The following is a 22,884-nucleotide window of genomic DNA, read 5'->3' on the forward strand; positions in this document are numbered from 1 at the left end:
CACCTTTCTTGGTAAGCGATTACAATTATCTCAATGAATTATTGCTCTTTTAAAATCGCTTCAGCCGTCTCCTCAGTTGTGATCAGAACATTAATAAATTTTCCGCGCATGGCTCCGATAATGGAAGGAACTTTTTCTACGGACTCGGCAATTCCAATCGAGTACTTCAGCTTTTTAAGTCGATCCAGTTCAATAGCAATCGTTCGTTCGGATATTTCGGAGTAGATGATATTACCATTTTGATCAAAATAGCGGGAACAAATATCGCCGATTGCCCCTAATTGATTGAGTTCCTCAATCTCTTTATCACCGAAGAAGCCTGTCCAAATTAAATTGGATGAACTAATTGGTGCACCGATTCCAACCACTGCAATCGTCAGATGTTTCCAAAGTTCAATGATCTTTTTGAAGTAGTGAGCGTTGATAATTTCTTCTTTTGTCTCAACCTTTTCGACAATGGCTGCTGCGTCAATAAAGTAGGAAGTTCCGCCGAAAGCGTTTGCAATGGTGTATACGATTCTATTTACATGATATTTACTGTCGACAATTCCCGGCCCGCCAACCAGAGGTACGAAGTGAGCATCTCTTTTTGGACATTCACCCAATTGATCAATCATTGCTGCCAAAGTAGTTCCCCAGGCAAATCCAACCACATCACCGTCTTTAACAATCCGTTTCAAAAAATGAGCACCAGCCCAGCCGATTGCTTTTTTCCTCTCTTCCCTGGATTGAACACGACGGGATGGAACAATGATAATTTCTTTCATTCCGTACTTTTTTTCCAAACAATCTTCCAAATCAAAAATCCGATCAAATTCACTATTTATGCTGATGGTGACGATTCCCATATCACGGGCCTTTTTTAACATCCGACCTATTGTTGTTCGATAGATGCCAGTTTTAGAGGCGATTTCACTTTGTGTCATTTCATCCTCATAATACATTCGGGCAACTTTAACTAAGAGACGTTTTTCCTCCCACTTATCCACAGTTCCTTATCATCCTTATCCTTTGAAAATCAGACATTACAAATTTCGCCATATTGGTAAACCTTACATGTTCGCGTTGTTCCAATCTGTCATAAACTGCTCCAATCCAATGTCAGTCATAGGATTTCTCACCATCGATAGCAATACCTGATACGGCATCGTTACGGCATGAACGCCAGTGCGCAAGGCGTCAATCACCTGTTGCGGTCCACGGATGCTTGCTGCAATCACTTTTGTCTTCACCTGCAGGCTCTGAAACACATCGACGATCTCCTTAATCAGGCTCATTCCATCCCAACCGGTGTCATCCACTCTTCCGACGTAGGGACTTACATAAGAAACGCCGGCCTTCGCCGCCAAAACAGCTTGCGGAACGGAATAGACAAGGGTCATGTTGGTTTCAACTCCCTTGCGCGACAGTATACTGGCTGCTTTAAGCCCTTCCATTCCCATGGGGAGCTTGATCACGATGTTCTTAGCCCAGCTGTTTATCTCCAACGCCTCATTTACCATCGACTCTGCTTCCGTACTGGTAACTTGACACCAGATCTTCCCGTCAACCAGTTTCGCGATGTTCCTGATCAGCGTTTGAAAATCCCGTTTTTCCTTGGCGATTAACGTAGGGTTTGTCGTTACCCCCTGCAAAATTCCCAATGGCATCACTTGTGCAATCTGCTCGATATTAGCCGAATCAATATAAAGCTCCACGTTCCTCACCTTTTTTCTGCGTTTTTGAAAAAAGCGATGATATTTTTAGTAGATTACTCCATCATCTGCTTGATTGCCTCGGCGGTGGCTGACACGTTATACGGAGTGATAATCACAATTTATCCAGACTTCGCAACGGGAACTGTTCCGGTGGTCGCAACTGGAAAACGTTCTGTCAACGCTTTACTGGCCAACTCCTCGTACAGCGCTTCTTCGTCGAATATTTTGCCCCGCCCTGCGAGAGTACGGTTTTATAAATCGGCAAACAGATGTTCGGCGTACGCGTCATACGGGTACAGGTCGTACGCGAGGGTGCGCATGCAAAATCCTTTCTTCCGCTTGGCTACCGCCTTTCTGATAGCACCCAAGCCGAGAATCCCAACATCTTGCCCCAAATTTCCCCTCCGACCGATTTGCTCCACCCGCTAAGCAGGACGGAAATGACTTTTCGGGATTTCCAACGCTAGCGCAAGCAGCTGCACATTTGTGCAATAGCATGTCATTTGTGCCTGTTTGTAATATTAGTATATTTTATTCGTTATCGGCATGTCAACCATTCTGATTCTTTCAAACAACTAGTATTAATATATTTGATGATAGATTCTGATCAGGGAAATACTCTTTAATGCCATCAGAGTAAGTTAAAGTGGAGATTTGTACCTTTCGGCCTAAAAGGCAACTATAAATGAACGCTATAACTGTAAAAGAAAAAAGTCCTCAAACAGTGAGGACTTTATCCGCGACTTCCTCGAGACGATGGATCAGGGGGCATCCAGAGCATCTGCCATCTTACTTGCACTACTCATTGCGTTCGTCTCGAGATACTTAAGCATTGGAGACTCCCAGACGTTCTGCCAGTTCAGTTTGTGCAATTCCTTTGACTTCTCAGTTTTGAACGTGATCCAATCGACATGCAGGTCCCAAGAGGGGCGAAACCTACGAAACCTGGACCCGAACGGAGCGGGCAAAACCCTCCATCACCTTGTCGATCCGAATCTTCCGATGGGAGTTGAAAAACACAAGTTGTAGTATTGGCTAAAAAAACCTCATACAAGGTATGGTGTTTGAATAGATCCTCCGCGATTCATTTTTCGTCCGTTTTTGATAGAGGAAGAGATTGGACATGGAAAAACCGGTAAGATACAATGGACCTGCTTTTGGACAACGACATACCGGGGGAAAAGGTGGAGTGGTTCACCCACTCCCGAAGAGGGAAGCCGGTGAAAATCCGGCGCGGTCCCGCCACTGTGAATGGGGAGCCGGGCCGTATGTCACTGTCGAAAGACGGGAAGACACGGCCGCCAGGGGGCTGGAGGATCTCTGGTATTCTCAGGTTGATGGAAAGATGGGTTTTCCAGCGACTTTAGCCAGGCGAAGTAGGAGCGAGTGGGAAAGAGATCCACCAGAATCAACCTGTTTACCACACTTGCAGCCCCCATGCGATGATCCATGAGCCAGGAGACCTGCCTTTTCCGACAACACCGTTGACCTACGAGGATAGGGAGGTGTTTGATGTGCCGCGTGTCGCGATCGGTACGATCGGCCTGTGCGGGTCGTGCCGTTTTTGTGTTCACGGTTGGACAGGTGCTTCATCAAACACTTCCCTTGACAGGGAAGTTTTTATATTTGTCCGCATCTGAAATGGAAAGGGTGCTGGTAGATGGAACTAGTAGAGATGAAAAAAGAAACGGAATGGGAGTCGCTCGTTCGCTCGGTGTGCGCAGAGACAGGAGATCTCGATGCCCAATCGCTGATTGTCGCCGCCAAAGCGCAGCTAAGGGAAGGGATGACGGATCGGGAGATTCTGCGGACATTGGCGCAGACGGCGGTGGAACAAACCAGCATCGAACAACCGGGTTGGCAGTTTGTTGCGGCCCGTTTGCTGGCGGAGGAATTGTATCGTGCGGCGGCCCACAACCGGGGATATGACCGTGTGCAGGGCGAGTACGGCGATTTTTATGATTTACTGCAAAAGCTGACGGCAAAAGGGTTGTACGGTTCCTATCTGCTGGAACATTACACCGAGGCGGAAATCCGCGAACTGGAAGCCTCCATCTGTCCGGAGCGGGACCGGTTGTTTCATTACATCGGATTGAAGATACTGGCGGACCGGTATCTCGTGCGGGATTACGACGGTGCGGTGATGGAGTTGCCGCAAGAGCGGTTTATGGTCATCGCCATGCATCTGGCAATGAAGGAACGGGATCGGTTGACGTGGGCCAAACAGATGTACGACGTGTTGTCCCGGTTGGAGGTGACGGTGGCGACACCGACGATGAGCAATGCCGGGCGGCCATTGCACCAGCTTTCTTCCTGTTTCATCGATACCGTGGACGATTCGCTGTGGTCCATTTACAATACCAACACCGCTACCGCCCAGGTGTCCAAACACGGTGGTGGTGTGGGCATCTATCTGGGAAAAGTGCGGGCCAAGGGGTCCAAAATTCGCGGACACAAAGGCGCTTCCGGCGGTGTCATCCCTTGGGTGCGCAATTTCAACAACACGGCCGTGGCGGTGGATCAACTGGGGGTGCGCAAAGGGGCGTTTGCCATCTATCTGGATGTGTGGCATGCGGACATCCTTGACTTTTTGAACCTGAAGACCAATAACGGTGATGACCGGTTAAAAGCGCACGACATCTTTCCCGGCGTATGCATCCCCGACCTGTTTATGCGCCGGGTGAAGGAACGGGGGATGTGGTACCTGTTCGACCCGCACGAAGTACGTGAAGTGATGGGGTTCAGCCTGGAAGACGCTTGGGGAGAGGAGTTTGAACGGCGGTATGAGGCGTGTGTCAATCACCCGGAACTGAGTCGTAAGGAAATCCCGGCGATTGAAGTGATGAAGCGCATCATGGTGAGCGCCTATGAGACCGGGACGCCGTTCCTGTTCTTCCGCGATACGGTCAATCGGCTCAATCCCAACAAACACAAGGGAATGATCTATTCTTCCAACTTGTGCACGGAAATTTGCCAAAACATGTCCCCAACCGAGCTGATCAGTGAGGAGTTGGAGGATGGCGTCATCGTCACCAAGCAAAAACCGGGGGACTTCGTCGTCTGCAACCTGTCGTCCATCAATTTGGGACGGATCACATCCCTGGAGGATTTGGCACGCATCATCCCGATCCAGATGCGCATGTTGGACAATGTGATCGACCTCAACCTGTATCCGGTCAAACAGGCGGAAGTAACCAACCGCAAGTACCGGGCCGTCGGATTGGGTACGAGCGGATACCATCAATACCTGGCACAGAAAGGAATCGATTGGGAGTCGGAAGAACATTTGGCCGAAGCGGACCGGTTGTTTGAGGAGATTGCCTATCAGACGATTCGGGCCTCCATGGAGCTGGCCAAGGAAAAAGGAGCGTATCCGGCATTTGAAGGAAGCGAGTGGCAAACCGGCGCGTTCTTCGATCAGCGCGGCTACACCGGAGAACGTTGGCAAACACTGCGGGAGGAAGTGAGACGATACGGGGTGCGCAATGCTTGGATGATCGCCATCGCACCGACGGGTTCCACCTCGCTCATTGCCGGTTCGACCGCCGGGATCGATCCGGTCTATGCCAAGTTTTTTGTCGAGGAAAAACGGGGAGCGCTCATTCCGCAGACAGCACCCAACCTCTCAAAGCAAACTTTCTGGTATTACAAGGAGGCACACCGGATCGACCAGATGTGGAGCATTCGCGCCGCCGGCATTCGCCAACGCCATATCGACCAGTCGCAGTCGTTCAATCTGTTTATTACGCCGGACACCAACGCCAAGGCATTTTTGTCCATGTACCTGGCCGCATGGGAAAACGGGCTGAAAACCGTCTACTACGTGCGCAATCAATCGTTGGAAGTGGAAGAGTGCGTCAGCTGTTCGTCCTAATCTCATGTTCCAACGCTGAGATCTGCGCGGTGGAACGATTTTTCCGGATGAGAGACTGAGGTGTGCCTGGCAGTCCATAGGGGAGCAATGTTTTTCTCGGGCGAGCGACTGACCAAGTCCTGATGGAGCGAAGCCACGGGAAGCGCAGGATTGAATCGCGGGCAATTTCCATAAAGAGAAGCGTTCTTTGCCCGAGTCCTGTGCTGAAAGGGTCGGATCATCATCTGCTTAACAACTGTATTCACCAGTCACACCTTCATCCGGCTCTGATGATGATCGATCGAGAGGAGAAAAGAGACATGGAAAAACTGCAACGAAAAAAGATTTTCAACGAACACGGCCAACGCGGCACCCAGCGGATGATCAACGGCAATACCACCAACCTGCGGGAGTGGAACCGGATCAAGTATGATTGGGCGTACAAAATGTATCGCACGATGCTGAACAACTTCTGGATTCCCGAAGAGATTTCGCTGACGGGTGACGCCAAGCAATTTGAAGAGCTGACACCGGCCGAGCGGCGTGCTTTTGACAAAACGATTTCGTTTCTCAACTTTTTGGATTCCATTCAGTGTGAAAACCTTCCCAACATCCGGGAGTACGTCACTGCACCGGAAGTGGCGTCACTGCTCAATATCCAGGCGTTTCAGGAAGAGATTCACGCCCAATCCTACAGCTATATCCTGGATACCGTCTGTTCGCCGCAGACGCGGGAAAATATCTATGATGAGTGGCGGAACGACGAGCACCTGCTGCGCCGCAACCGATTCATCGCCGATCTCTACCAACAGTTCGTCGAACATCAGGACGACTGGCAGTTCGTCAAAACGTGCATGGCCAACTTTCTGCTGGAATCGCTCTACTTTTACAGCGGATTCACCTTCTTCTACACGTTGGCCCGGCAAGGGAAAATGACGGCCACAGCCACGATCATCAAATATATTCAACGTGATGAGCTGACCCATGTCGTGCTCTTTCAAAACATGATGAAAGAGATGCAAAAAGAGAATCCGGACTTGTTCACGCCGGAACGGATCGAAGAGTTGCGTAACATGACCCGTACAGCCGTGGACCATGAAATCCGGTGGGGGCAATATATCACCAACAATGAAATCGACGGGTTGAGCAATGAGCTGATTGAACGATACATCAAATATTTGGCCAATGAGCGGATGAAACGGCTCGGCTTCGGCATTCTGTATCCGGAACAGACAGAACATCCTTTACGCTGGGTGGAGCATTTCTCCAACCTGAACCAAACCAAAACCGATTTCTTCGAACAAAAGGTGACCAATTACGCCAAAGCGGGCGGACTGGACTTCGGCGATTTGTGATTATTGTTGATTTGGCGACGGAAACATGGTGAAATGAAAGGGAATCGGTTCGGGAGTCCAGGTGGTTGATAAAGACCGCGGACTCTGCATTTCCCGTCTTCGCTACATAGCAGCTTTGGATCGTTTGACGGGGAATGCGAACCCGCTCCCCGAGGGTGTCTGTTTTTCCCATGAGTAAACCTTTGAGCGCAGCGATTCCGGAGCGACCCGGGAATCGCATGTGGTGAAAATGCTTTGTCAGCTGTGTCTTTTGACACCACGGGAGTCATGAGTTTCTCAGGCAGGGCATCAGGCCCTGCTTTTTGGCGAATGAACAAAGTTTGGGGAGGGGATCAGTTTGTCCCGATTGGAACGTTACGGTCATGGCGGCGACAGAGTGACAGCATCCGAGTTGTTCGGACGTGATCCTCATTCGTTCCTGGATTTCAGTGCCAACATCGTCCCTTTCGGTCCTCCGCCGTCGGTGAAGCGGGCTTTGACAGAAATGATGGAAATGGAAGGATTGCCGGTGATCACACAATACCCTGATCCCCGGTCGCGCAGGTTGAAGGCATTGTTGGCGGAGCGGCACAACTTGACTCCGACCCGGATCGCCCTTGGCAACGGTGCCGCCGAGCTGATCGAGCTGATTCTGGATGTGGTGCAGCCGTCGACTGTCGGGATCGTTTATCCCGCATTTTCGGCTTATACCAGCAGTGCCAAAAAGCGTAACATCGAGATTGTCCCGCTCTATGGGGAAGAAGAAAGTCATTTTTTGCCTCCGGTTGAACGCCTTTGCGAACTGGTTCGAAAAACCGATCTGATCTTTCTGGGCTATCCCAATAACCCGACCGGGCTTCGCATTGCCTTCAACGAACTGAAACAGGTGGCCGAAGAAGCGGTACGTTGCCAGACGGTACTGGTGGTGGATGAAGCGTTTCTCGATTTCATCCCCGACGGGGAGAGTATGTCGTTAATCGGTCGGATCGAGTCGCACCCGAGCGTGATCCTGCTCCGCTCTCTCACCAAATTCTATGCGTTGGCAGGGATTCGCCTCGGCTATGCGGTGGCCAGTCCCAAGTGGGTCAAACGGTTGGAACAACGTCAGATCCCATGGAGCGTCAATGCGGTCGCGCAAGTGCTTGGCGAAGCGGCCCTTCAGGATCAGGAGTATGAACAGAAGGTGCGGGATTGGGTGCAAAAGGCGCGGATGTCTTTGCGCATGCGGTTGAGCCGGATTCCGGAGTTGAAAGTGTATCCCAGCGAAACCAACTACCTCCTGGTTCGTCTCGAACGGGAGGGGAAAACAGCGTCATGGTTGCAGGAACACTTGGGACGGCAGGGTATTCTGATTCGCAACTGCGCTGATTTCCCCGGTTTGGACGAGCGTTATTTCCGGGTGGCTGTGCGTACCGACGAAGATCATGAACGGTTGGTGAAGGCCTTGCAACAATGTCTGGAACCGACTGAGGAGGCGGCTTCTTCGTGAGCGTGGTGATGGTGACCGGTGGGGTTCGTTCCGGTAAAAGCGCCTTCGCGGAAGAGGTCTGCCGGTCGTGGGGAGGGCGCGTCCTCTACGTCGCCACGGGGGGAGCGCCCCGGGATGAAGAGATGCGGGCGAGAGTGGAGCTGCATCGCCAACGTCGCCCGCATCATTGGGGATTGATCGAGGAACCGCTGGAACCAGAAAAATGGCTGTCCCATTCCGAACCCTACGACATCGTGCTGATAGACTCTCTTTCCGCATGGGTGGCCAACCGGGTGATGGATGTCGATGAATCGGACCGGGAGAGATTTCGCCGATTGCCTGAAGAGCTGGAAACGGAATGGAACCGGCTCCTTCCCTGTTTTGGACAACAAAAAACGGTGATTGTCACGGATGAAACAGGATGGGGCGGTGTGGCCCTGTCACCGATGGGACGGTTGTTTCAGGAGGCGTTGGGGAGAGTCAATCAACTCACTGCCCGATTCGCCGATGAAGTGTGGATGGTGGTTTCGGGGATTCCCTGGAGGTTGAAGGGATGAAAGGGTTTTGGTCCGCATTGGCCTTTTTGACGCGCATCCCCGTCCCCGTTCGTTGGCTGCATCCGGACGGATGGAGAACGAGTCCCGCGTTCTACCCTGCGGTGGGCGGCGTGATTGGATTGTGCCTCGTCGGGTTCAACTGGTTGACGGCGTCGTGGTTGTCGCCTTGGGTTCGCGCTGTGCTGGTCGTGGGGATGTGGGTGCGACTGACAGGGGGCCTTCATCTGGACGGATTGATGGATACAGCAGACGGGATGGGAGCCAATCGGGACCGGGAACAAACTCTGGCCATCATGAAGGACAGCCGGATCGGTGCGATGGGCGTTTTGGCTGCATTGTTTGTGGTATTGGTGAAAGTGGCGGCGGTTCATGATTTGAGCTTTTTCGCCACCATTGCGCTGTTTTCCGCTCCCGTGGCCGGCAGGATGGCGATTCTGTCGGCCTTGTATTTCTGGCCGTATGTTCGGCAAGACGGGATTGGCTCCCAGTTGAAAGCGGCACTAACAGGGTGGCGGGTGGCCGGGGCGTGGGCATTCGGCATCATCCTGCTTACGGTGGCAAGCGGTTGGCTTGCCGTATTGACATTGGCAGTCACCCTGGTGGTGACGGTGTGGATGGCGCGGCGGGTTGTTCACAAGATTGGCGGATTGACGGGTGACGTGTACGGCGCGATCGTGGAAGTGGCGGAGGCGGCGGTGTTGATCGCTTTCTGCGTCTGGAGGTGAGGGCGTGCGGCTGATCTGGGTGCGTCACGGAGAGACGGAGGGCAACCGGCAGGGGCGGTATGTCGGCCATTGGGATGATCCGCTCAACAAACAGGGGAGACAACAGGCGCGTATGACGGAACGGCTGTCGCGGGAACGGGTGTCGGCGATCTACACCAGTGATTTGTGTCGCTCGAAAGAAACAGCATCCATGATTGCCGCTCATCATCCGTCAGTGCCGCTTGCGATCACGCCTTTGTTGCGTGAATGTGCCTTCGGAGAATGGGAAGGGCGAACATACGACGAGATTGCGGCGCATGGGGAGGCATATTTGCGACGGTGGTACGATGATCCCTGGCATGTGTCGCCGCCCGGCGGCGAATGTTTGCAGCAGATGGAACAACGCATCAGCCGGTGGCTGGAAACGTTGGCTGTTCGTCACGGACGCGGGGATACGGTAGTGGCGGTTGCCCATGCAGGTCCGATTCGCCTGTTTTATGCGAAGTGGGTGAAACGGAATCCGCGTGCACTGTGGGATTTTTCGCTGCGGCACGGTGGAGTGTGGGTCGTTCGCCGAAGGGAAGACGGATGGGAGGAAGAATCATGGAACCCGTCATGATGCATACGTGGGATCTCGCTCCAGGCGAAGCGGAGCGGCTTCAGCGCAGTCTGTCGGCTCAAGTGATCAAAACGGACCAACTGGATGATGTCCGGTACGTGGCCGGAGTGGATGCCGCCTGCGATCCAAAAACGGATAAGCAATTGGCCGCCGTAGTTGTATTGGATGCACATTCGCTCCAGGTGGTTGAAACCGCCGTGGCGGAGGAGCAGGTGTCGTTTCCCTACATGCCCGGATTGTTTTCGTTTCGGGAATTGCCCTCCATCGTGAAAGCATTGAAACGGTTGAATACCACTCCGGATTTGATCGTCTGCGACGGACATGGGATCGCCCATCCCCGACGGTTCGGTTTGGCTTGTCACTTGGGAGTGATGTTTGACGTGCCCGCGATCGGTTGCGGTAAAACGATCCTGACGGGGGTAGCGGCAGAACCGGGGAAAACCCGGGGGGACCGCGTCCCTCTGGTTGACAGGGATGAAGTGATCGGATATGCATTGCGGACGCAGGACAACATCAAGCCCGTCTACGTTTCCATCGGTCACCGTAATATCCTTGCCCACCGCTTGTGACTGGATTCTTCGACTATCCCCCCGGTACCGTCTGCCCGAAACCACACGAATGGCAGATCAACTCGTCAGAGCTTGGGCGAAGAAACGATTCACTAGATGAGTCATATTCGCTCGGTTTTCAATCTGGTGCTGTTGCCTCCCAAACGGAAAATCAATACAACAAGCCGGATTTTCCAATATCAGCAAATCGGATGCCGGGTGTTTGCAGCATCTTTTCTTTTAGATAGATCCGTCAGTAAAAGTTGTGAAGAATACCAGTGAACTGGACCAAAAAGAGAAGAGTGACGGAAAGTGATTCTCAAATATGAGAATATCGGCCCTTTTAGGCCGAAAATAGAATAGTTGGAATAAGAGGCCCGTCATCTGATAATGACTTGTATTGAGGAAATGCCGTTTTACTTGTTTTTTTGGCGTGGATACTAATGCGATTTATAAAGCGCGGGAGGGAAAACCCAACCCTTCAGGTTTGCGATGAAAGCGAGCGTCGGATGCGGAAGGGCTTTGTTCCTTGCTCAAGTCCGGCAGAATTTTATTCAATCGATCCGAGAAATTCCAAAACACTGAAAACTACGATACGAGCAACAACTCGCAGAATGAAAATCACGGCTTGGCCTAAGCCATCGTGTATGGATGTGGGCAGCTACGCCAGATGAAAGCCCGGCACCCCAAAGTGAGTGCCTATGGTGTTTCACCGTGTGGGGCAAGTCAGGGGGTCTTGTTCCATTTCCGCAAATATGGCGTGGAGGTAACAGGAGAAATGATTGACCTGGAAGCGAAGGATCACGTCGAAGATGGTGTCAAATCCGTCGTTTATCTCCCAACGTTCCGATTCATCGATTAAGGGGGGAGGAACGGATTTACAGAAAAAGCCGTCTGAAAGCCCATGGTTTCAATCGTGGGATGAAAGGTGGCGTTGCTCGGCATCTCCTTTTGGGGATGGTAAGAACAACCAATTTTCTGTATAATCGAACGTATGAGCGGTGCTCATTCCACTGGTAGTGGGTTTATTCCTGTGGACGTCATGGTATGGTGTTCCAGTGACGAACTCATCTCTCCCACTGGGTAAAACCATGAGAGTGGGAAAAAGGAACTAGCGTACTGGTAATACCACGGGCACTTCCGTTGGTCGCAGGTATGCCGCCCATGTGGGTACATGTGCCCAGTGGCGCAGAACTATATGGGACGGGGTGATGACACACCCCTTAGCTTGAGGGTTGCCCGAAGCAGAAATGGAATGAGGGCGTTAACTACTCAAGAATCCCACGGCGACCAAAGATAGTATCTGTGTACTTTAGCCGTGTGGAGTGTCAAAAGCTGTTGTTGGCCCCCATCAGGCGCCCCAAGATTGGAGAAAAAGTTCCACTTCGCTATGTGCCGGGAAAAAGAGAGATTGTGAGTGAAGGTGTTGGATTTGAAACGGCCATGATTGTGCTGTACATGATTGCCGGTTCGATGGTGATGTGGTTGGGTGTTTGCATATTCAATATCCTTTAGAGAAGACCCGTATTCTTGATCATTTGTCTCCCTTTACAAAAAACCATCTCCCTGTATTCGTGGCGACCATGGTGGGCGTCAACGTCCGGAACGGTTCACTCCAATTGATCATGGGGAAGCTCAGTTCTTTCATCATGTATGCATAACAGGATTGGCGTATGTCGGCGGGGACGCCTTTTCGCTTGATCAGTCGAACGGCCTCTTTGAAAGCCCCCTGTTTCACCAACATGCGGAAATAGGGAGGGATCACTTCCTGCAGGGGGCGCTTGAACTGCAATTTGGAACGTTTTCCCCGTCCCCCGCCCGATTTCCAATAGATCAGCCCCTCGTCTTCCAATTTGTCGAGGATGCGTTTCGCATTGCGTACCGTACAATACCATGTTTCCGCCAGTTCCTCCAGGCTCACGTAGAACGATTGATGGTCTGCCACTTCACTGTATTTCAGGCGCACTTCAATGTACTGCTCCAGGATTCTCATCGTCATACCCCCGACCTTAGTATAAAACAGGGACATTTTGCGTTGTCAATGTCCCTTTTTTTCTTTTAAGGGAACCATACAATATTTTTTAGAAGAAGTGGTGTATACGCAGAAAGAATGGAGGGCATTCATGACAGTCACTCCTGTGATGGAGATTCGCAACCTGAGCAAACAAATCGGTCGCCGAACGATCGTCCAATCCGTTTCGCTGGACGTATATCCGGGGGAAGTGCTCGGACTTTTGGGACCCAACGGTGCCGGGAAAACAACGCTGATCCGCATGATGACGGGACTGATTGCTCCCAGCCAAGGAGATATCCGCATTCATGGCTTCAGCGTACGAACCCAATTCGAGCAGGCAATCCAACATGTGGGAGCCATCGTGGAAAATCCGGAATTCTACAAGTTTCTGTCGGGATACAAAAATTTGGTTCATTTTGCCCGCATGGTGCCGGGCGTGGACGAAGAACGCATCCATGAAGCGATCTTATTGGTGAAGCTGGAGGAGGCCATTCACGATCCGGTCAAAACTTATTCTCTGGGAATGCGGCAGCGTCTCGGCGTGGCCCAGGCAATATTGCACCGACCTTCTGTGTTGATCCTGGACGAGCCGACCAATGGGTTGGACCCGGCCGGCATTCGCGAACTGCGCGATTATTTGCGCCGTCTGGTCAAAACGGAAGGAACGGCCGTGGTGGTGTCGAGTCATTTGTTGTCCGAAATGGAGCTGATGTGTGATCGGGTGGCGATCATTCAGCGCGGAAAGCTGATCGATGTTCGCCGGGTGAATGAAATGGTTCACCATGAGGGATTGATCCGGGTACGATTTGAGGTGGATCGGACAGAACCCCTCCCGTTGATTTTACGCCGATTGGGTTGGGAACGCGAATGGGAGGAACTGCCTCTCGGGTTTGAAATCCGGTTGCAAAAGGAAGAGATTGCGGAATTGAACAGGCAGTTGGCACTGATGGGCGTCCGCGTTTTCGGAATCGACAAAGTGGAACAAACGCTGGAAGATCGGTTTTTGGAAATGACGGAAGGGGATGAATCGTGGTCTCGTTATGGCGACTGACACGAAACGAAAACATGAAAATCATGGAGCGGACGCGAACAGTGATCATGATGGGGTTGTTGATCCTTATGCTTTTTATCATGGCGTTCGCCATGAGATGGATGGTCACCGTGGCAGGTTCTACCCTGGATATGTGGGAGTTTGCCGTCAAATGCACTCACCTGCTGTTTGGCGTGCAGTTGTTTGCCGTGGTGATTGCGGGGGACATCGTGTCCAGTGAATTTGCATGGGGAACAGTAAAAATGCTCCTCATCCGCCCCGTCGGACGAACCAAAATCCTGCTGTCCAAATATATGGCCGTATTGTGGTGGATTTTTGTCTGCATGGCAGTACTGTTGATCGGTTCGTTGCTGTTTGGTATGGTCTTTTTCCGATTGACGCTCGATCCGGAACGGATTATCACCGTTTTCAAGCACCTGGGGACGGTATACGTGCTGTATGCGGTGGAAGTGATCATGATGGCCACACTCGCCTTTATGCTTTCCGCGGTGTCGCGCAGCAGCACCCTGTCCGTCGGTTTGTCCATTTTTTTGCTGTTCTCCGGGTCCGTCTTGGCGGAAATCATGAAGTTGTGGGGATGGAGCTGGGGGAAATATCTGTTGTTTGCCAACTTGGACCTGACCTCATACGTCGTTGACACGGGTACGCACTTTCCGGGTATGTCTCTTGGTTTCTCCCTTACGGTGCTGGCGGCTTATTTCTTGTTGTTTCATCTGATCGCCTGGTTGGTTTTTACGAAAAAGGATGTTTCGGTATGATGGGGCGGGAGGGGATAGGAGACTTGGGGCTTATTCTCGGTTTGAAACTCCCCCGGGGCTTGGCTAACATCAAGCCCCGGGCTGTCCAGGCTTCGTGGGGCCACACAGGTGCGCCTTATTCATGTTTACACATGATTGATTCAATCAATCCTTGTGGCGGGGAACATAATCGGGATAATCGGTAATAATGCCATCCACCCCGGCCTCCAGTAGAGGTGCGACTTGGGACTGATCGCGGACCGTCCAAGCCATGATCCCCATATCCAGCGCATGGATGCGATTCACCAAATCTTTATTGACATATGACAAATGAGGATTGACATAGTCGGCATAGGCTTTAAATTCTTGCAGCATGTGATCAGTAAGATGGCTGGCGCCTGAAGTCAAAACCCCGATCGGTACATCCGGAAGGATATTGTGAAATTTTTTCAGTGAATGGAAGTCGAACGACTGAACGATGATCTTCCCGTTTTTCGGTTTGTCCAAATTTCGCTCCGCCAGCGCATCCGCCACTTTTTGCTCAATGCCGGGATAGAGATGAGGAGCTTTCATTTCGATTAAAATCCCTGTTTTACCGCGGAAAGCATCTAAAACCTCTTCGAGCGTGGGAATACGTTCACCCGCAAATTCCGGGCCAAAGTAGCTGCCGGCATCCAGTTTGCGCAGCTCTTCCAATGTCAGGTTACCCACTTTGCCGGTACCGTCCGTAGTACGGTCGACAGTGGTATCATGAATCACTACCAAATGACCGTCTTTGCTTAACTGTACATCCAGCTCAATGTAGTCTGCTTTCATCTCTACTGCTTTTTCAAATGCGGCCATCGTGTTTTCCGGCGCATATCCAGAAGCGCCGCGATGGGCAACCGTTATCACTTTGTCCGCATTCTCGTCAGGCATCCCGCCAGAAGCGGCCAAGGCCGCCGTTGCTTGGGAAATAAACAAACCAACAAACAGTGTTGTAACGATGAGCAACTTCTTTCCGAAGTGAAACATGGATACGCCTCCTTATATATAAATCTTCTAAATCACAAAGGAGAATCGGTTTCAACCATGTAAAAAGGATACTTGACAATATGCGCAAACTGTCCCGGCTTTTGATAGGAAGATTCGGTATGTTTTCACCATTCGTGCTGCATCCTCTTCATTCTGTTCCAAACATTATGCGAAGTTCAGTTCTGCCGAAACGGGATCGTGATAACTCGGGAACTGATTCTTCTCCCTGCTTCAATTTCAAACTATATCAGTCAAATGTAAAAGAGGGATTAGTATATGTTTGATAAACTGTTGAATCTCTTCTGGGGTAAGTGGTTTGGGCCGATCAAAAGATCCAAGACGAATCAGCACAGAGACAAGCAAAAAACAAATCATCATGATCATTCGTGGGTCCACCCGCGAGGAGGGATGAGCGCATGGCAAGGGATGAACGAATCGAATTGGGTTTATTTTATTTGAAAACTGCCTTCAGCTATCTTGTCTTCACCTTTATATACTCTTACGATATATTTTCCCGATCCATTTGGATTAGAAAACCCAGACCAAAACTTACTCCAACTTGGATCTACATTTACTGATTCACGAGAAATCATTTCTTCGTTTCCATTTTTATCTGACATATAGGTAGTGATGGTCAGCTTATTCGTGCCAAATTCGTTTAAAGTGTTGATCTCGATAAATATATCATGATTTTTGTTGAATATATTCGTTTTACCGGTAATGCCAGAATCGTTATATCCTGTTCCGAAATCAACATGCCCCTCATTGGATAAAAGATTTTCGACTTTGATCTGGCATCCAACCAGAAACAAGCAAGCCAAAAGCACAATTGCTTTTTTCATCATAACTCCTCCCTGTTCCCGAAAGCTTATTCGTATTTATGGTACTTCTCTTTCATTGAAGGATTTTTATGGGTTTCGTGTGATTAAATTGATTTATCGTAAAAAGTGTTGACATCATGCCGATACATAAGCGAAGCGCCTTTGGGGTGTTAATCTTATTCGAGGAGGTCACGCAAAAGATGAGCGAAAATAAACGCTCTGTCAAAGCGGGCGAAGTGGTTGTGTCGAATTAATGTTGAAGGGCTGGAGGACGGGCTAAAGCTGATGAAAGCCGCGGAAAAATCGTCGCGTAGGATTGAGAAGGCTTTCCGGGAATGAGAGGATCTTATCGGTGAGTCCGAAATGATCGCGGAAATGTTTCGCGGCGGGACGTTGGTTGTTGGTGAACTGGGTTCATCGATTAAATTTGTCTATCACGGAACTCATTCCACTAGCTGGCGTAAAAAAATCGCCGGCAACAGAACGAGATTGTTCCGTTAATCTTCACGTTCTCCGCTACTTGTGGAATCCATGCTTTCCTGAAGACTGCGGAAGCCTATGCCCCTCAACGTCGTTCGTGTGGGATGATTGTGCAGAAGGAGTCTGAGGAGCGGATCGCGTTCCTTTCTTCGGCATCCGGCGGAGAAAGGGGAGATGATGAATGTGGCGGAAACGATCGCTTTGCTATCAATGGTGTTGCAGGTTATCGCAACGACCGTACAGGTGATACAAGTCGTCGTTCACGTCGTAACATCACGAAAAAAGTGACCCGTGGGACGGCAAGCTTTCGGGGTCACTTTTTTATAGTATAGAGGTGCCATGGGTTGGCGTACTTTTAAAAATGAAGTAAAACAATAGTTCCCTCCTGATCAATAGGGGTAAAATTTTTTAATAAACAAATGAAGAAAGGATGGAATTGTGAAGTTCAATCACCTTTTAAACCATCCATATCCGAACTCGTAACAGAAAAAAGGCACGGAATAACGCGCCAACGATGAAACAATGAAAGGTTAAGGAGTATGTGCTGGAAGGGCACTTTCCCGAATAGGAAAACGAACGGCGGGAGGATGTGTTGGCCTCTTTTCAGATTCCCACTGCCGCGACCACTGACAGGGTTTGAATCCCCTCAAGGTTTCGGTGAGGGAGAGATCTTTCTGATTTTCGCTTTCTCCGCGATCTTTTCAGCGTTCAGCCCGGCCATCGCATTGAAAAACCGCCATTTGAAACTGCCTGGTCCGTCCGCCTGTTCCCCGCCGATCTCTCCCGCGATCGTGTAGGCGGTGACGCCGGCGACAGCAGCGATCCAAGGATCGTCAACGACCGGGGCAAAACACCCGAGAACGGAGGCACCCATACAGCCGGTTCCGGTGATGCACCCCATCATGTGGTGCCCGTTGTCGACGCAAGCTGTTCGGGTTCCGTCGGTGATGATGTCTGTTTTCCCCGTCACCACCACCACGGAGTTCAGTTGTCTGGCCAACGATTGAGCCGCCTGAATCGGATCAGCGGCCACTTCTCCGGCGTCCACACCGCGTACTTCGGCCTGTTCCCCGGCCAATGTGGCGATTTCCGCCGCATTCCCCTTCACGATGGTCACTTGAACCTCTTCCAAAATGCGGTGAACACTTTCTGTTCGAAAACGGGTCGCACCGGCACCCACCGGGTCCAACACCACGGGGATGCCGCGGCGGTTTGCCTGTTTCCCCGCCAACAGCATGGCCTCCACCTGAAGCGTCGTCAACGTGCCGATGTTCAGCACCAGGGAGGATGCCAACCCTACCATATCCTCCACTTCTTCCGGTGCGTGCGCCATGACGGGAGCACCGCCGGTGTGCAGGGTGATATTGGCACAATCGTTGATCGTCACCGTGTTGGTGATATGATGGACCAACGGGCGCATTTCCCTCACCCGGTTCAACAGTTGCGCGAATGGCAGAATGTTCATTATAAGTCCCCCTTACGGACGAAAACTGTACATCGCTATTCTAACAGATCATCGGAGTAGGCAGGGGCGGGCGTTGGAAATCTTGTCATCACGAACTCCGTTTCGGTTTTTTGAACAGTGTGTCCCGGATATGGAGTGGCGGTGAAACACTTTGCTACAATAGGCGTTAGGTACAGATGACAGGTGTGTCCGGTTTGTAACCTGTGGGAAGGGCGGTCTATCCCGAGAGCGCTTTGTATGAAATAAAATGGAAGCGAGAGGGAAGAGACCATCCTGACAATGGGTTTTCTCTGACACACCTCATTGGAAACAAACCGCTTTGGACACAGTTTCGGAAAACGAAAGGGTGGTGCGGGGATCGGTTCTGGTATGGGCTGGAAAAACCAATGGAAACGCCGTCATCAAGAATAAGAACATGGAGTTGAAACCACATGCCGGACATCATCATCGGTCTTATCTTGGGCATGGTGGAAGGGTTGACGGAGTTTGCACCCGTTTCTTCCACCGGTCACATGATTCTGGTCGGTCATTTACTCAAATTTCAAGGGACAGATCGTGCTTCCACGTTTGAAGTGGTCGTTCAGCTTGGATCGATTTTGGCTGTTGTGGTGGTCTTCTGGAAGAGAATCCTCAGCATCGTGGGGTTGTACAAATTGCCGGAAGAAGGGACGAATGGGGAAAAGGGCCATCTCAACGCTCTTCACATCCTGTGCGGGATGATTCCCGCCGTGATCGTGGGCGGATTATTCCATGATTACATCAAAGAGAATTTATTTACTGCCAATACCGTACTGATCGGCTTGGTTGCCGGCGGGGTGATCATGATCATCGCGGAGTTGTTCCGCCGGGCGCGTCCCAAAGCCACCAGTCTGGATCAGGTTACATACGGACAGGCATTTACGGTCGGCTTGTTTCAATGTTTGGCCCTGTGGCCCGGATTTTCGCGGTCGGGTTCGACGATTTCGGGCGGATTGTTGGTGGGCATGAACCACAAAACCGCTTCGGAGTTCACGTTTATTCTCGCCGTACCCATGATGGTGGCCGCTTCGGCCAAAGATTTGTATGAAAGCTGGGACAAGCTGTCCGTTCATGATCTGCCGTTGTTCATCACAGGTTTTGTGACAGCGTTTGTGGTGGCGATGTTGGCAATCAAATACTTCCTCAAGCTGATCGACAAGGTGAAGCTGACCCCGTTTGCCCTCTACCGTTTCGCCGTTGCGGTGGTGTACGGGCTGCTTGTCCTTTAGGATAAGCGAGTGAGAATCCTCCCCATTTCAATGGGGCAGATGAAAGCGAGCGTTGCTCGGTATCCCCCTTGCGGGGATGCTTGGAGCAACAATATAATACTGACATGGAGTGCGGAAACACTTAAAACGATATCTGAGCGAAAACTCGGTAAACGAAACCAAACCAGGCATGGGACGTGCCTTCGTGGATGGATGCAGGGCACTGCGCCAGATGAAGCGAGAAGCTCGCCATTTCAATGGCGATGTAGTTCACAGTATCGAAAAAAACCTGTTGGGTTGATCCAACAGGTTTTCCTTTTTTCATCATCCCATCGTTTTCCTTTCCCATTTTCGATATGATAGAAAAAGAACCAAGCGGAACCCGGAGGGTTGACATGCATTCGACGCAGATACGACAATGGACGGAAAACGGTGTCTCCTATCGTATCGGAGCCGATTATGTGGCTGTGAGGATGGAGCGGGAGTGGTGTGTGCTCAGCAACGCGCCGGTCAACGGCGGCTGGCGCCGGACCAACCATTTGGTGAATCGGCACGTTCCGAAGGGATATTGTGAGGCGGATCCCATCCGTGAGACAAAAGAGTGGATGGCGGATCACGGATTTGATGCCGAGCGGACCGTTACCCTGTTGACAGCGGCATGGACCGACCGGGCCGCTGTGGTGAAGCGGTCGGAAACAGGGGTGACGGTGACGGCCGTGGTGACGGCGGGGGTGAGCAATGCGGCACGGGCGGGCAAACCGGGGACTGTTTATACGGATGTGCCGTCACCGGGAACGATCAATATCCTGCTGTTGGTGGACGGCAGGCTGACCGAAGCCGCCATGGTCAACGCGGTGATAACGGCGACCGAAGCGAAAACGGCTGCATTGCAGGTACTGGGCGTGACGGACAGGGACGGAGATCAGGCGACGGGAACGACGACCGATGTGGTGGCGGTGGCGGTTTCCCAGCGTATCGTGGACGGCGTGGTGCATCATTATGCCGGATTGGCCACTCCTCTGGGACAGGCGGTCGGACAAGCTGTATACCGCGCGGTGATTGAGGCGTTGGGCGGATGATGACTGCATGGATGTTGCTGGTCGCGTACATATTGGACCGGTTGGTCGGTGATCCCCGCTGGCTGCCGCATCCCGTCGTCGGTATGGGAAAAGCGATCACGGCCACCGAAAAGATGTTGCGGCGCATCATGGGCAGATGGAAAGAAAAGGGGAAACTTACACCGATACGCACACGTCTCTTGGGGACCGTATTACCGGTCGTGGTGGCGGGGGGAGCGTTTGCCGTCACTTGGTTGTTGGTGATATCGGCTGATGCCGTCCACCCATGGTTGGGGTGGGGAGTGGAAACCGTGTTGGTCGCCATCACCATCGCCACGAAAGGATTGGCGGACGCGGGCAGGGCGATCTGGTCGCCGCTGGTCAAAGGTGATCTGAGAGAAGCCAGGCGCGCGTTATCCATGGTGGTGGGCAGGGACACCGAGCGGTTGGATGAAACGGAAATCGTGCGGGGAGGGGTGGAGACGATCGCCGAAAATATCGTGGACGCGGTGACGGCGCCGTTGTTTTTTGCGGCGATCGGCGGTGCCCCGTTGGCGATGGCGTACCGGGCGGTCAACACGCTGGACGCCATGGTCGGGTATCGGGATGAGCGGTATCTGCATTTGGGATGGGCTTCCGCCCGGCTTGACGATCTCGCCAATTGGTTGCCGGCCCGCTTGACCGTTTGGCCCATGTTGGCTGCCATGTGGGTTTTACGTTTGGATGGGCGTAACGCTTGGCAAATAATAAAGAGAGATGCACATCGGCATCCCAGCCCCAACAGCGGCATACCCGAGGCTGCGATGGCCGGCGGCTTGCACATCCGGTTGGGTGGAACCAATTGGTATCGAGGCGTGCCTTCTCACCGGGCGTATTTGGGCGATCCGACGGAGGCGTTGCATCCGCGTCATATTTGCCAATCCATCCGTGTATTGTATTGGACGACGGGGTTGTTTGTCTGGATGCTGGCAGTCGTCATCATCGGGATCGATGTTGCCACCAAGTAAACCCCCATCTCCACAACCATATCATCAACAGCAGCGTGACCGTCGTGATCACGTAAAAAATGAAAATGATATGGTGCCCGAGAAGAATGCCGCGCAAATATGAACCCAACGGTGCGGCGACCAACACCGCCAGCCCTGTGCGCCAGGTTACGGAAAGAAAACGGGTCTGAATGTCCGGGCGGTACAGCCCCGTCAACGGGGCGATCACCAGCCAAGCCAGTGCAAATGGAAACGTGGTCCAAAGGACTGCACCGACGGACAAAGGCAGGTTATGACTGATTCGGCCGATCACGGTAAACAGCACCAATACCAACAGATCACCGATGATCAGACTGATGATAGATTTGCTTTTTTGCATCGTATCACTCCTTTCCCCTGTCTCAGTATAACCGAAAGATGGGGAAGGTTGGACCGATGCGACCGAAAAAGAAGGCGGCGGCCTGCGGGATCAAAGATATGTCGTCGCGACAAAACGCGAGCTTTCAACCAACGAGGAGGGCCTGGATGTTCTGGAAACCGGTTGAACCGCTGTTAGAGAAAATCGACTTGCAATACAACCCGGAAAATGAGCCCGTCACTGTCAAGTTTTTGCCGCCGCCGTTGGAATTGATCGGCGTTGGTACGGATGCGGTGGTCGTGCGACACCCGGAATACCCGGATATCGTGTTCAAGGTATACGCAAAGGAACGGGCGGACGCCAAAGAGGACGAATATCGAGCATATCAACGACTGGACGGCTCCCCTTACTTTGCTGTGTGCCACGGTGCGGGAGACCGATATCTTGTGTTGAGCTACGAGGAAGGCATGACCTTGTATGATTGTCTGGTCCAAGGCGTGAACATCCCCGAAAGCATCATCGATGAAGTGGAGGAAGCCCGTCAGTACGCACGCAGTGTCGGCTTGAATCCACGCGATATCCATCTGAAAAACGTGCTGTTGCAGGATGGTCACGCCAAAATCATTGACGTGTCCGAGTATGTGAAACCGGGCAATGACGGACGTTGGGACCATTTGGTTCAATCCTATCATTTGTTCTATCCGTATATTGCGGGAAAGAAGATCCCGGTTTGGATGCTGGAGATGGTAAAACGGGCCTACTATGTGCAACAAGGGGCCGGGGATTTTTCCGTACAGGAATTTGGTCGGCAATTGTTGAACGTCCTGTTGAAAAAATGGATGAAACATTGAGGGAATGGCCTTATGTGAGTGGAGAGCACCAACCAGGTGCATG

General features: G+C 51.7%; 22 protein-coding genes, 1 pseudogene and 1 riboswitch. Of the genes and pseudogenes, 14 read left to right on the top strand and 9 right to left on the bottom strand.

Features of this window, described 5'->3' with window-relative positions; genetic code table 11:
* Positions 1–38: 38 nt before the first annotated feature.
* The 3 genes from JQC72_RS05175 to JQC72_RS05185 form a co-directional block, all read right to left on the bottom strand.
* Entirely contained in the window at positions 39–989 is a 951-nt protein-coding gene (locus JQC72_RS05175) for a sugar-binding transcriptional regulator (RefSeq protein ID WP_205493459.1), read from the bottom strand.
* Positions 990–1,052: 63 nt separating this feature from the next.
* Positions 1,053–1,697 (bottom strand): fructose-6-phosphate aldolase, encoded by a 645-nt coding sequence (fsa, locus tag JQC72_RS05180; RefSeq protein WP_205493460.1) that lies wholly within the window; start codon positions 1,695–1,697, stop codon positions 1,053–1,055.
* 251 nt (positions 1,698–1,948) lie between these two features.
* Positions 1,949–2,092, bottom strand: coding sequence for an NAD(P)-dependent oxidoreductase (locus tag JQC72_RS05185; protein WP_205493461.1), 144 nt, complete (start codon positions 2,090–2,092; stop codon positions 1,949–1,951).
* Positions 2,093–2,862: 770 nt separating this feature from the next.
* A riboswitch (cobalamin riboswitch) is annotated at positions 2,863–3,182 on the top strand.
* A 175-nt stretch (positions 3,183–3,357) separates the two neighbouring features.
* On the opposite strand from JQC72_RS05185, the gene JQC72_RS05190 reads away from it, so the two are divergent.
* From JQC72_RS05190 to JQC72_RS05225, 8 genes and pseudogenes are all read left to right on the top strand, one after another.
* Complete coding sequence (locus JQC72_RS05190; protein WP_205493462.1) at positions 3,358–5,571, top strand: ribonucleoside-diphosphate reductase subunit alpha; 2,214 nt, start codon at positions 3,358–3,360, stop codon at positions 5,569–5,571.
* A 299-nt stretch (positions 5,572–5,870) separates the two neighbouring features.
* A complete protein-coding gene (locus JQC72_RS05195) occupies positions 5,871–6,905 on the top strand; it encodes a ribonucleotide-diphosphate reductase subunit beta (RefSeq protein WP_205493464.1) in 1,035 nt (344 codons plus the stop codon).
* 337 nt (positions 6,906–7,242) lie between these two features.
* On the top strand, positions 7,243–8,373 hold the full coding sequence (gene cobD / locus JQC72_RS05200; protein WP_205493465.1) for a threonine-phosphate decarboxylase CobD: 1,131 nt from the start codon (positions 7,243–7,245) through the stop codon (positions 8,371–8,373).
* Complete coding sequence (gene cobU, locus JQC72_RS05205) at positions 8,370–8,909, top strand: bifunctional adenosylcobinamide kinase/adenosylcobinamide-phosphate guanylyltransferase (RefSeq protein WP_205493468.1); 540 nt, start codon at positions 8,370–8,372, stop codon at positions 8,907–8,909. The genes cobD and cobU overlap by 4 nt, the downstream gene beginning before the upstream one ends.
* Positions 8,906–9,634, top strand: a complete 729-nt coding sequence (gene cobS, locus JQC72_RS05210; protein ID WP_205493470.1) for an adenosylcobinamide-GDP ribazoletransferase — start codon at positions 8,906–8,908, stop codon at positions 9,632–9,634. Before cobU ends, cobS begins: the two co-directional genes overlap by 4 nt.
* A 4-nt stretch (positions 9,635–9,638) precedes the next feature.
* Positions 9,639–10,232 carry a histidine phosphatase family protein gene (locus JQC72_RS05215; RefSeq protein ID WP_205493472.1) on the top strand — a complete coding sequence of 198 codons (594 nt, stop codon included), beginning with the start codon at positions 9,639–9,641 and terminating at the stop codon, positions 10,230–10,232.
* A pseudogene (gene nfi, locus JQC72_RS05220) lies at positions 10,217–10,901 on the top strand (deoxyribonuclease V). Before JQC72_RS05215 ends, nfi begins: the two are co-directional and overlap by 16 nt.
* Before the next feature lie 1,184 nt (positions 10,902–12,085).
* Positions 12,086–12,295 carry a hypothetical protein gene (locus JQC72_RS05225; RefSeq protein WP_205493474.1) on the top strand — a complete coding sequence of 70 codons (210 nt, stop codon included), beginning with the start codon at positions 12,086–12,088 and terminating at the stop codon, positions 12,293–12,295.
* A 19-nt stretch (positions 12,296–12,314) separates the two neighbouring features.
* Here JQC72_RS05225 and JQC72_RS05230 read toward each other — a convergent pair whose 3' ends face one another.
* Entirely contained in the window at positions 12,315–12,773 is a 459-nt protein-coding gene (locus JQC72_RS05230) for an SgrR family transcriptional regulator (protein ID WP_205493476.1), read from the bottom strand.
* 130 nt (positions 12,774–12,903) lie between these two features.
* Here JQC72_RS05230 and JQC72_RS05235 point away from each other — a divergent pair, with 130 nt between their 5' ends.
* Together JQC72_RS05235 and JQC72_RS05240 are read left to right on the top strand one after the other, a co-directional pair.
* Positions 12,904–13,845 carry an ABC transporter ATP-binding protein gene (locus tag JQC72_RS05235; protein ID WP_205493478.1) on the top strand — a complete coding sequence of 314 codons (942 nt, stop codon included), beginning with the start codon at positions 12,904–12,906 and terminating at the stop codon, positions 13,843–13,845.
* Complete coding sequence (locus JQC72_RS05240) at positions 13,824–14,603, top strand: ABC transporter permease (protein ID WP_205493480.1); 780 nt, start codon at positions 13,824–13,826, stop codon at positions 14,601–14,603. Before JQC72_RS05235 ends, JQC72_RS05240 begins: the two co-directional genes overlap by 22 nt.
* A 144-nt stretch (positions 14,604–14,747) precedes the next feature.
* Here JQC72_RS05240 and JQC72_RS05245 read toward each other — a convergent pair whose 3' ends face one another.
* The 3 genes from JQC72_RS05245 to thiM form a co-directional block, all read right to left on the bottom strand.
* The gene (locus JQC72_RS05245) at positions 14,748–15,596 is read right to left on the bottom strand and encodes a glycerophosphodiester phosphodiesterase (RefSeq protein ID WP_205493482.1); all 849 of its coding nucleotides are present in this window, start codon (positions 15,594–15,596) and stop codon (positions 14,748–14,750) included.
* A 446-nt stretch (positions 15,597–16,042) separates the two neighbouring features.
* On the bottom strand, positions 16,043–16,438 hold the full coding sequence (locus JQC72_RS05250) for a hypothetical protein (RefSeq protein ID WP_205493483.1): 396 nt from the start codon (positions 16,436–16,438) through the stop codon (positions 16,043–16,045).
* Positions 16,439–17,543: 1,105 nt separating this feature from the next.
* On the bottom strand, positions 17,544–18,362 hold the full coding sequence (thiM, locus tag JQC72_RS05255; RefSeq protein WP_205493484.1) for a hydroxyethylthiazole kinase: 819 nt from the start codon (positions 18,360–18,362) through the stop codon (positions 17,544–17,546).
* A 431-nt stretch (positions 18,363–18,793) separates the two neighbouring features.
* Here thiM and bacA point away from each other — a divergent pair, with 431 nt between their 5' ends.
* The gene (gene bacA / locus JQC72_RS05260; protein ID WP_205493485.1) at positions 18,794–19,609 is read left to right on the top strand and encodes an undecaprenyl-diphosphate phosphatase; all 816 of its coding nucleotides are present in this window, start codon (positions 18,794–18,796) and stop codon (positions 19,607–19,609) included.
* 121 nt (positions 19,610–19,730) lie between these two features.
* On the opposite strand, the gene JQC72_RS05265 is transcribed toward bacA, so the two are convergent.
* Entirely contained in the window at positions 19,731–19,916 is a 186-nt protein-coding gene (locus tag JQC72_RS05265) for a hypothetical protein (RefSeq protein ID WP_205493486.1), read from the bottom strand.
* Between the two features lie 67 nt (positions 19,917–19,983).
* Between JQC72_RS05265 and JQC72_RS05270 the strand changes: the two genes are divergently transcribed.
* Together JQC72_RS05270 and cbiB are read left to right on the top strand one after the other, a co-directional pair.
* Positions 19,984–20,667 (top strand): adenosylcobinamide amidohydrolase, encoded by a 684-nt coding sequence (locus JQC72_RS05270; protein WP_205493487.1) that lies wholly within the window; start codon positions 19,984–19,986, stop codon positions 20,665–20,667.
* The gene (cbiB, locus tag JQC72_RS05275; RefSeq protein ID WP_205493488.1) at positions 20,664–21,653 is read left to right on the top strand and encodes an adenosylcobinamide-phosphate synthase CbiB; all 990 of its coding nucleotides are present in this window, start codon (positions 20,664–20,666) and stop codon (positions 21,651–21,653) included. The genes JQC72_RS05270 and cbiB overlap by 4 nt, the downstream gene beginning before the upstream one ends.
* Here the strand turns inward: cbiB and JQC72_RS05280 are convergent.
* The gene (locus JQC72_RS05280; protein WP_205493489.1) at positions 21,625–22,011 is read right to left on the bottom strand and encodes a DUF3054 domain-containing protein; all 387 of its coding nucleotides are present in this window, start codon (positions 22,009–22,011) and stop codon (positions 21,625–21,627) included. The two genes, cbiB and JQC72_RS05280, sit on opposite strands and share 29 nt — an antisense overlap.
* Positions 22,012–22,157: 146 nt before the next feature.
* Between JQC72_RS05280 and JQC72_RS05285 the strand changes: the two genes are divergently transcribed.
* The gene (locus JQC72_RS05285) at positions 22,158–22,841 is read left to right on the top strand and encodes a serine/threonine protein kinase (RefSeq protein WP_205493490.1); all 684 of its coding nucleotides are present in this window, start codon (positions 22,158–22,160) and stop codon (positions 22,839–22,841) included.
* Positions 22,842–22,884 lie beyond the last annotated feature (43 nt).

It is taken from the genome of Polycladomyces zharkentensis (assembly GCF_016938855.1).
In the GTDB taxonomy this organism is placed as follows: Bacteria; Bacillota; Bacilli; order Thermoactinomycetales; family JIR-001; genus Polycladomyces; species Polycladomyces zharkentensis.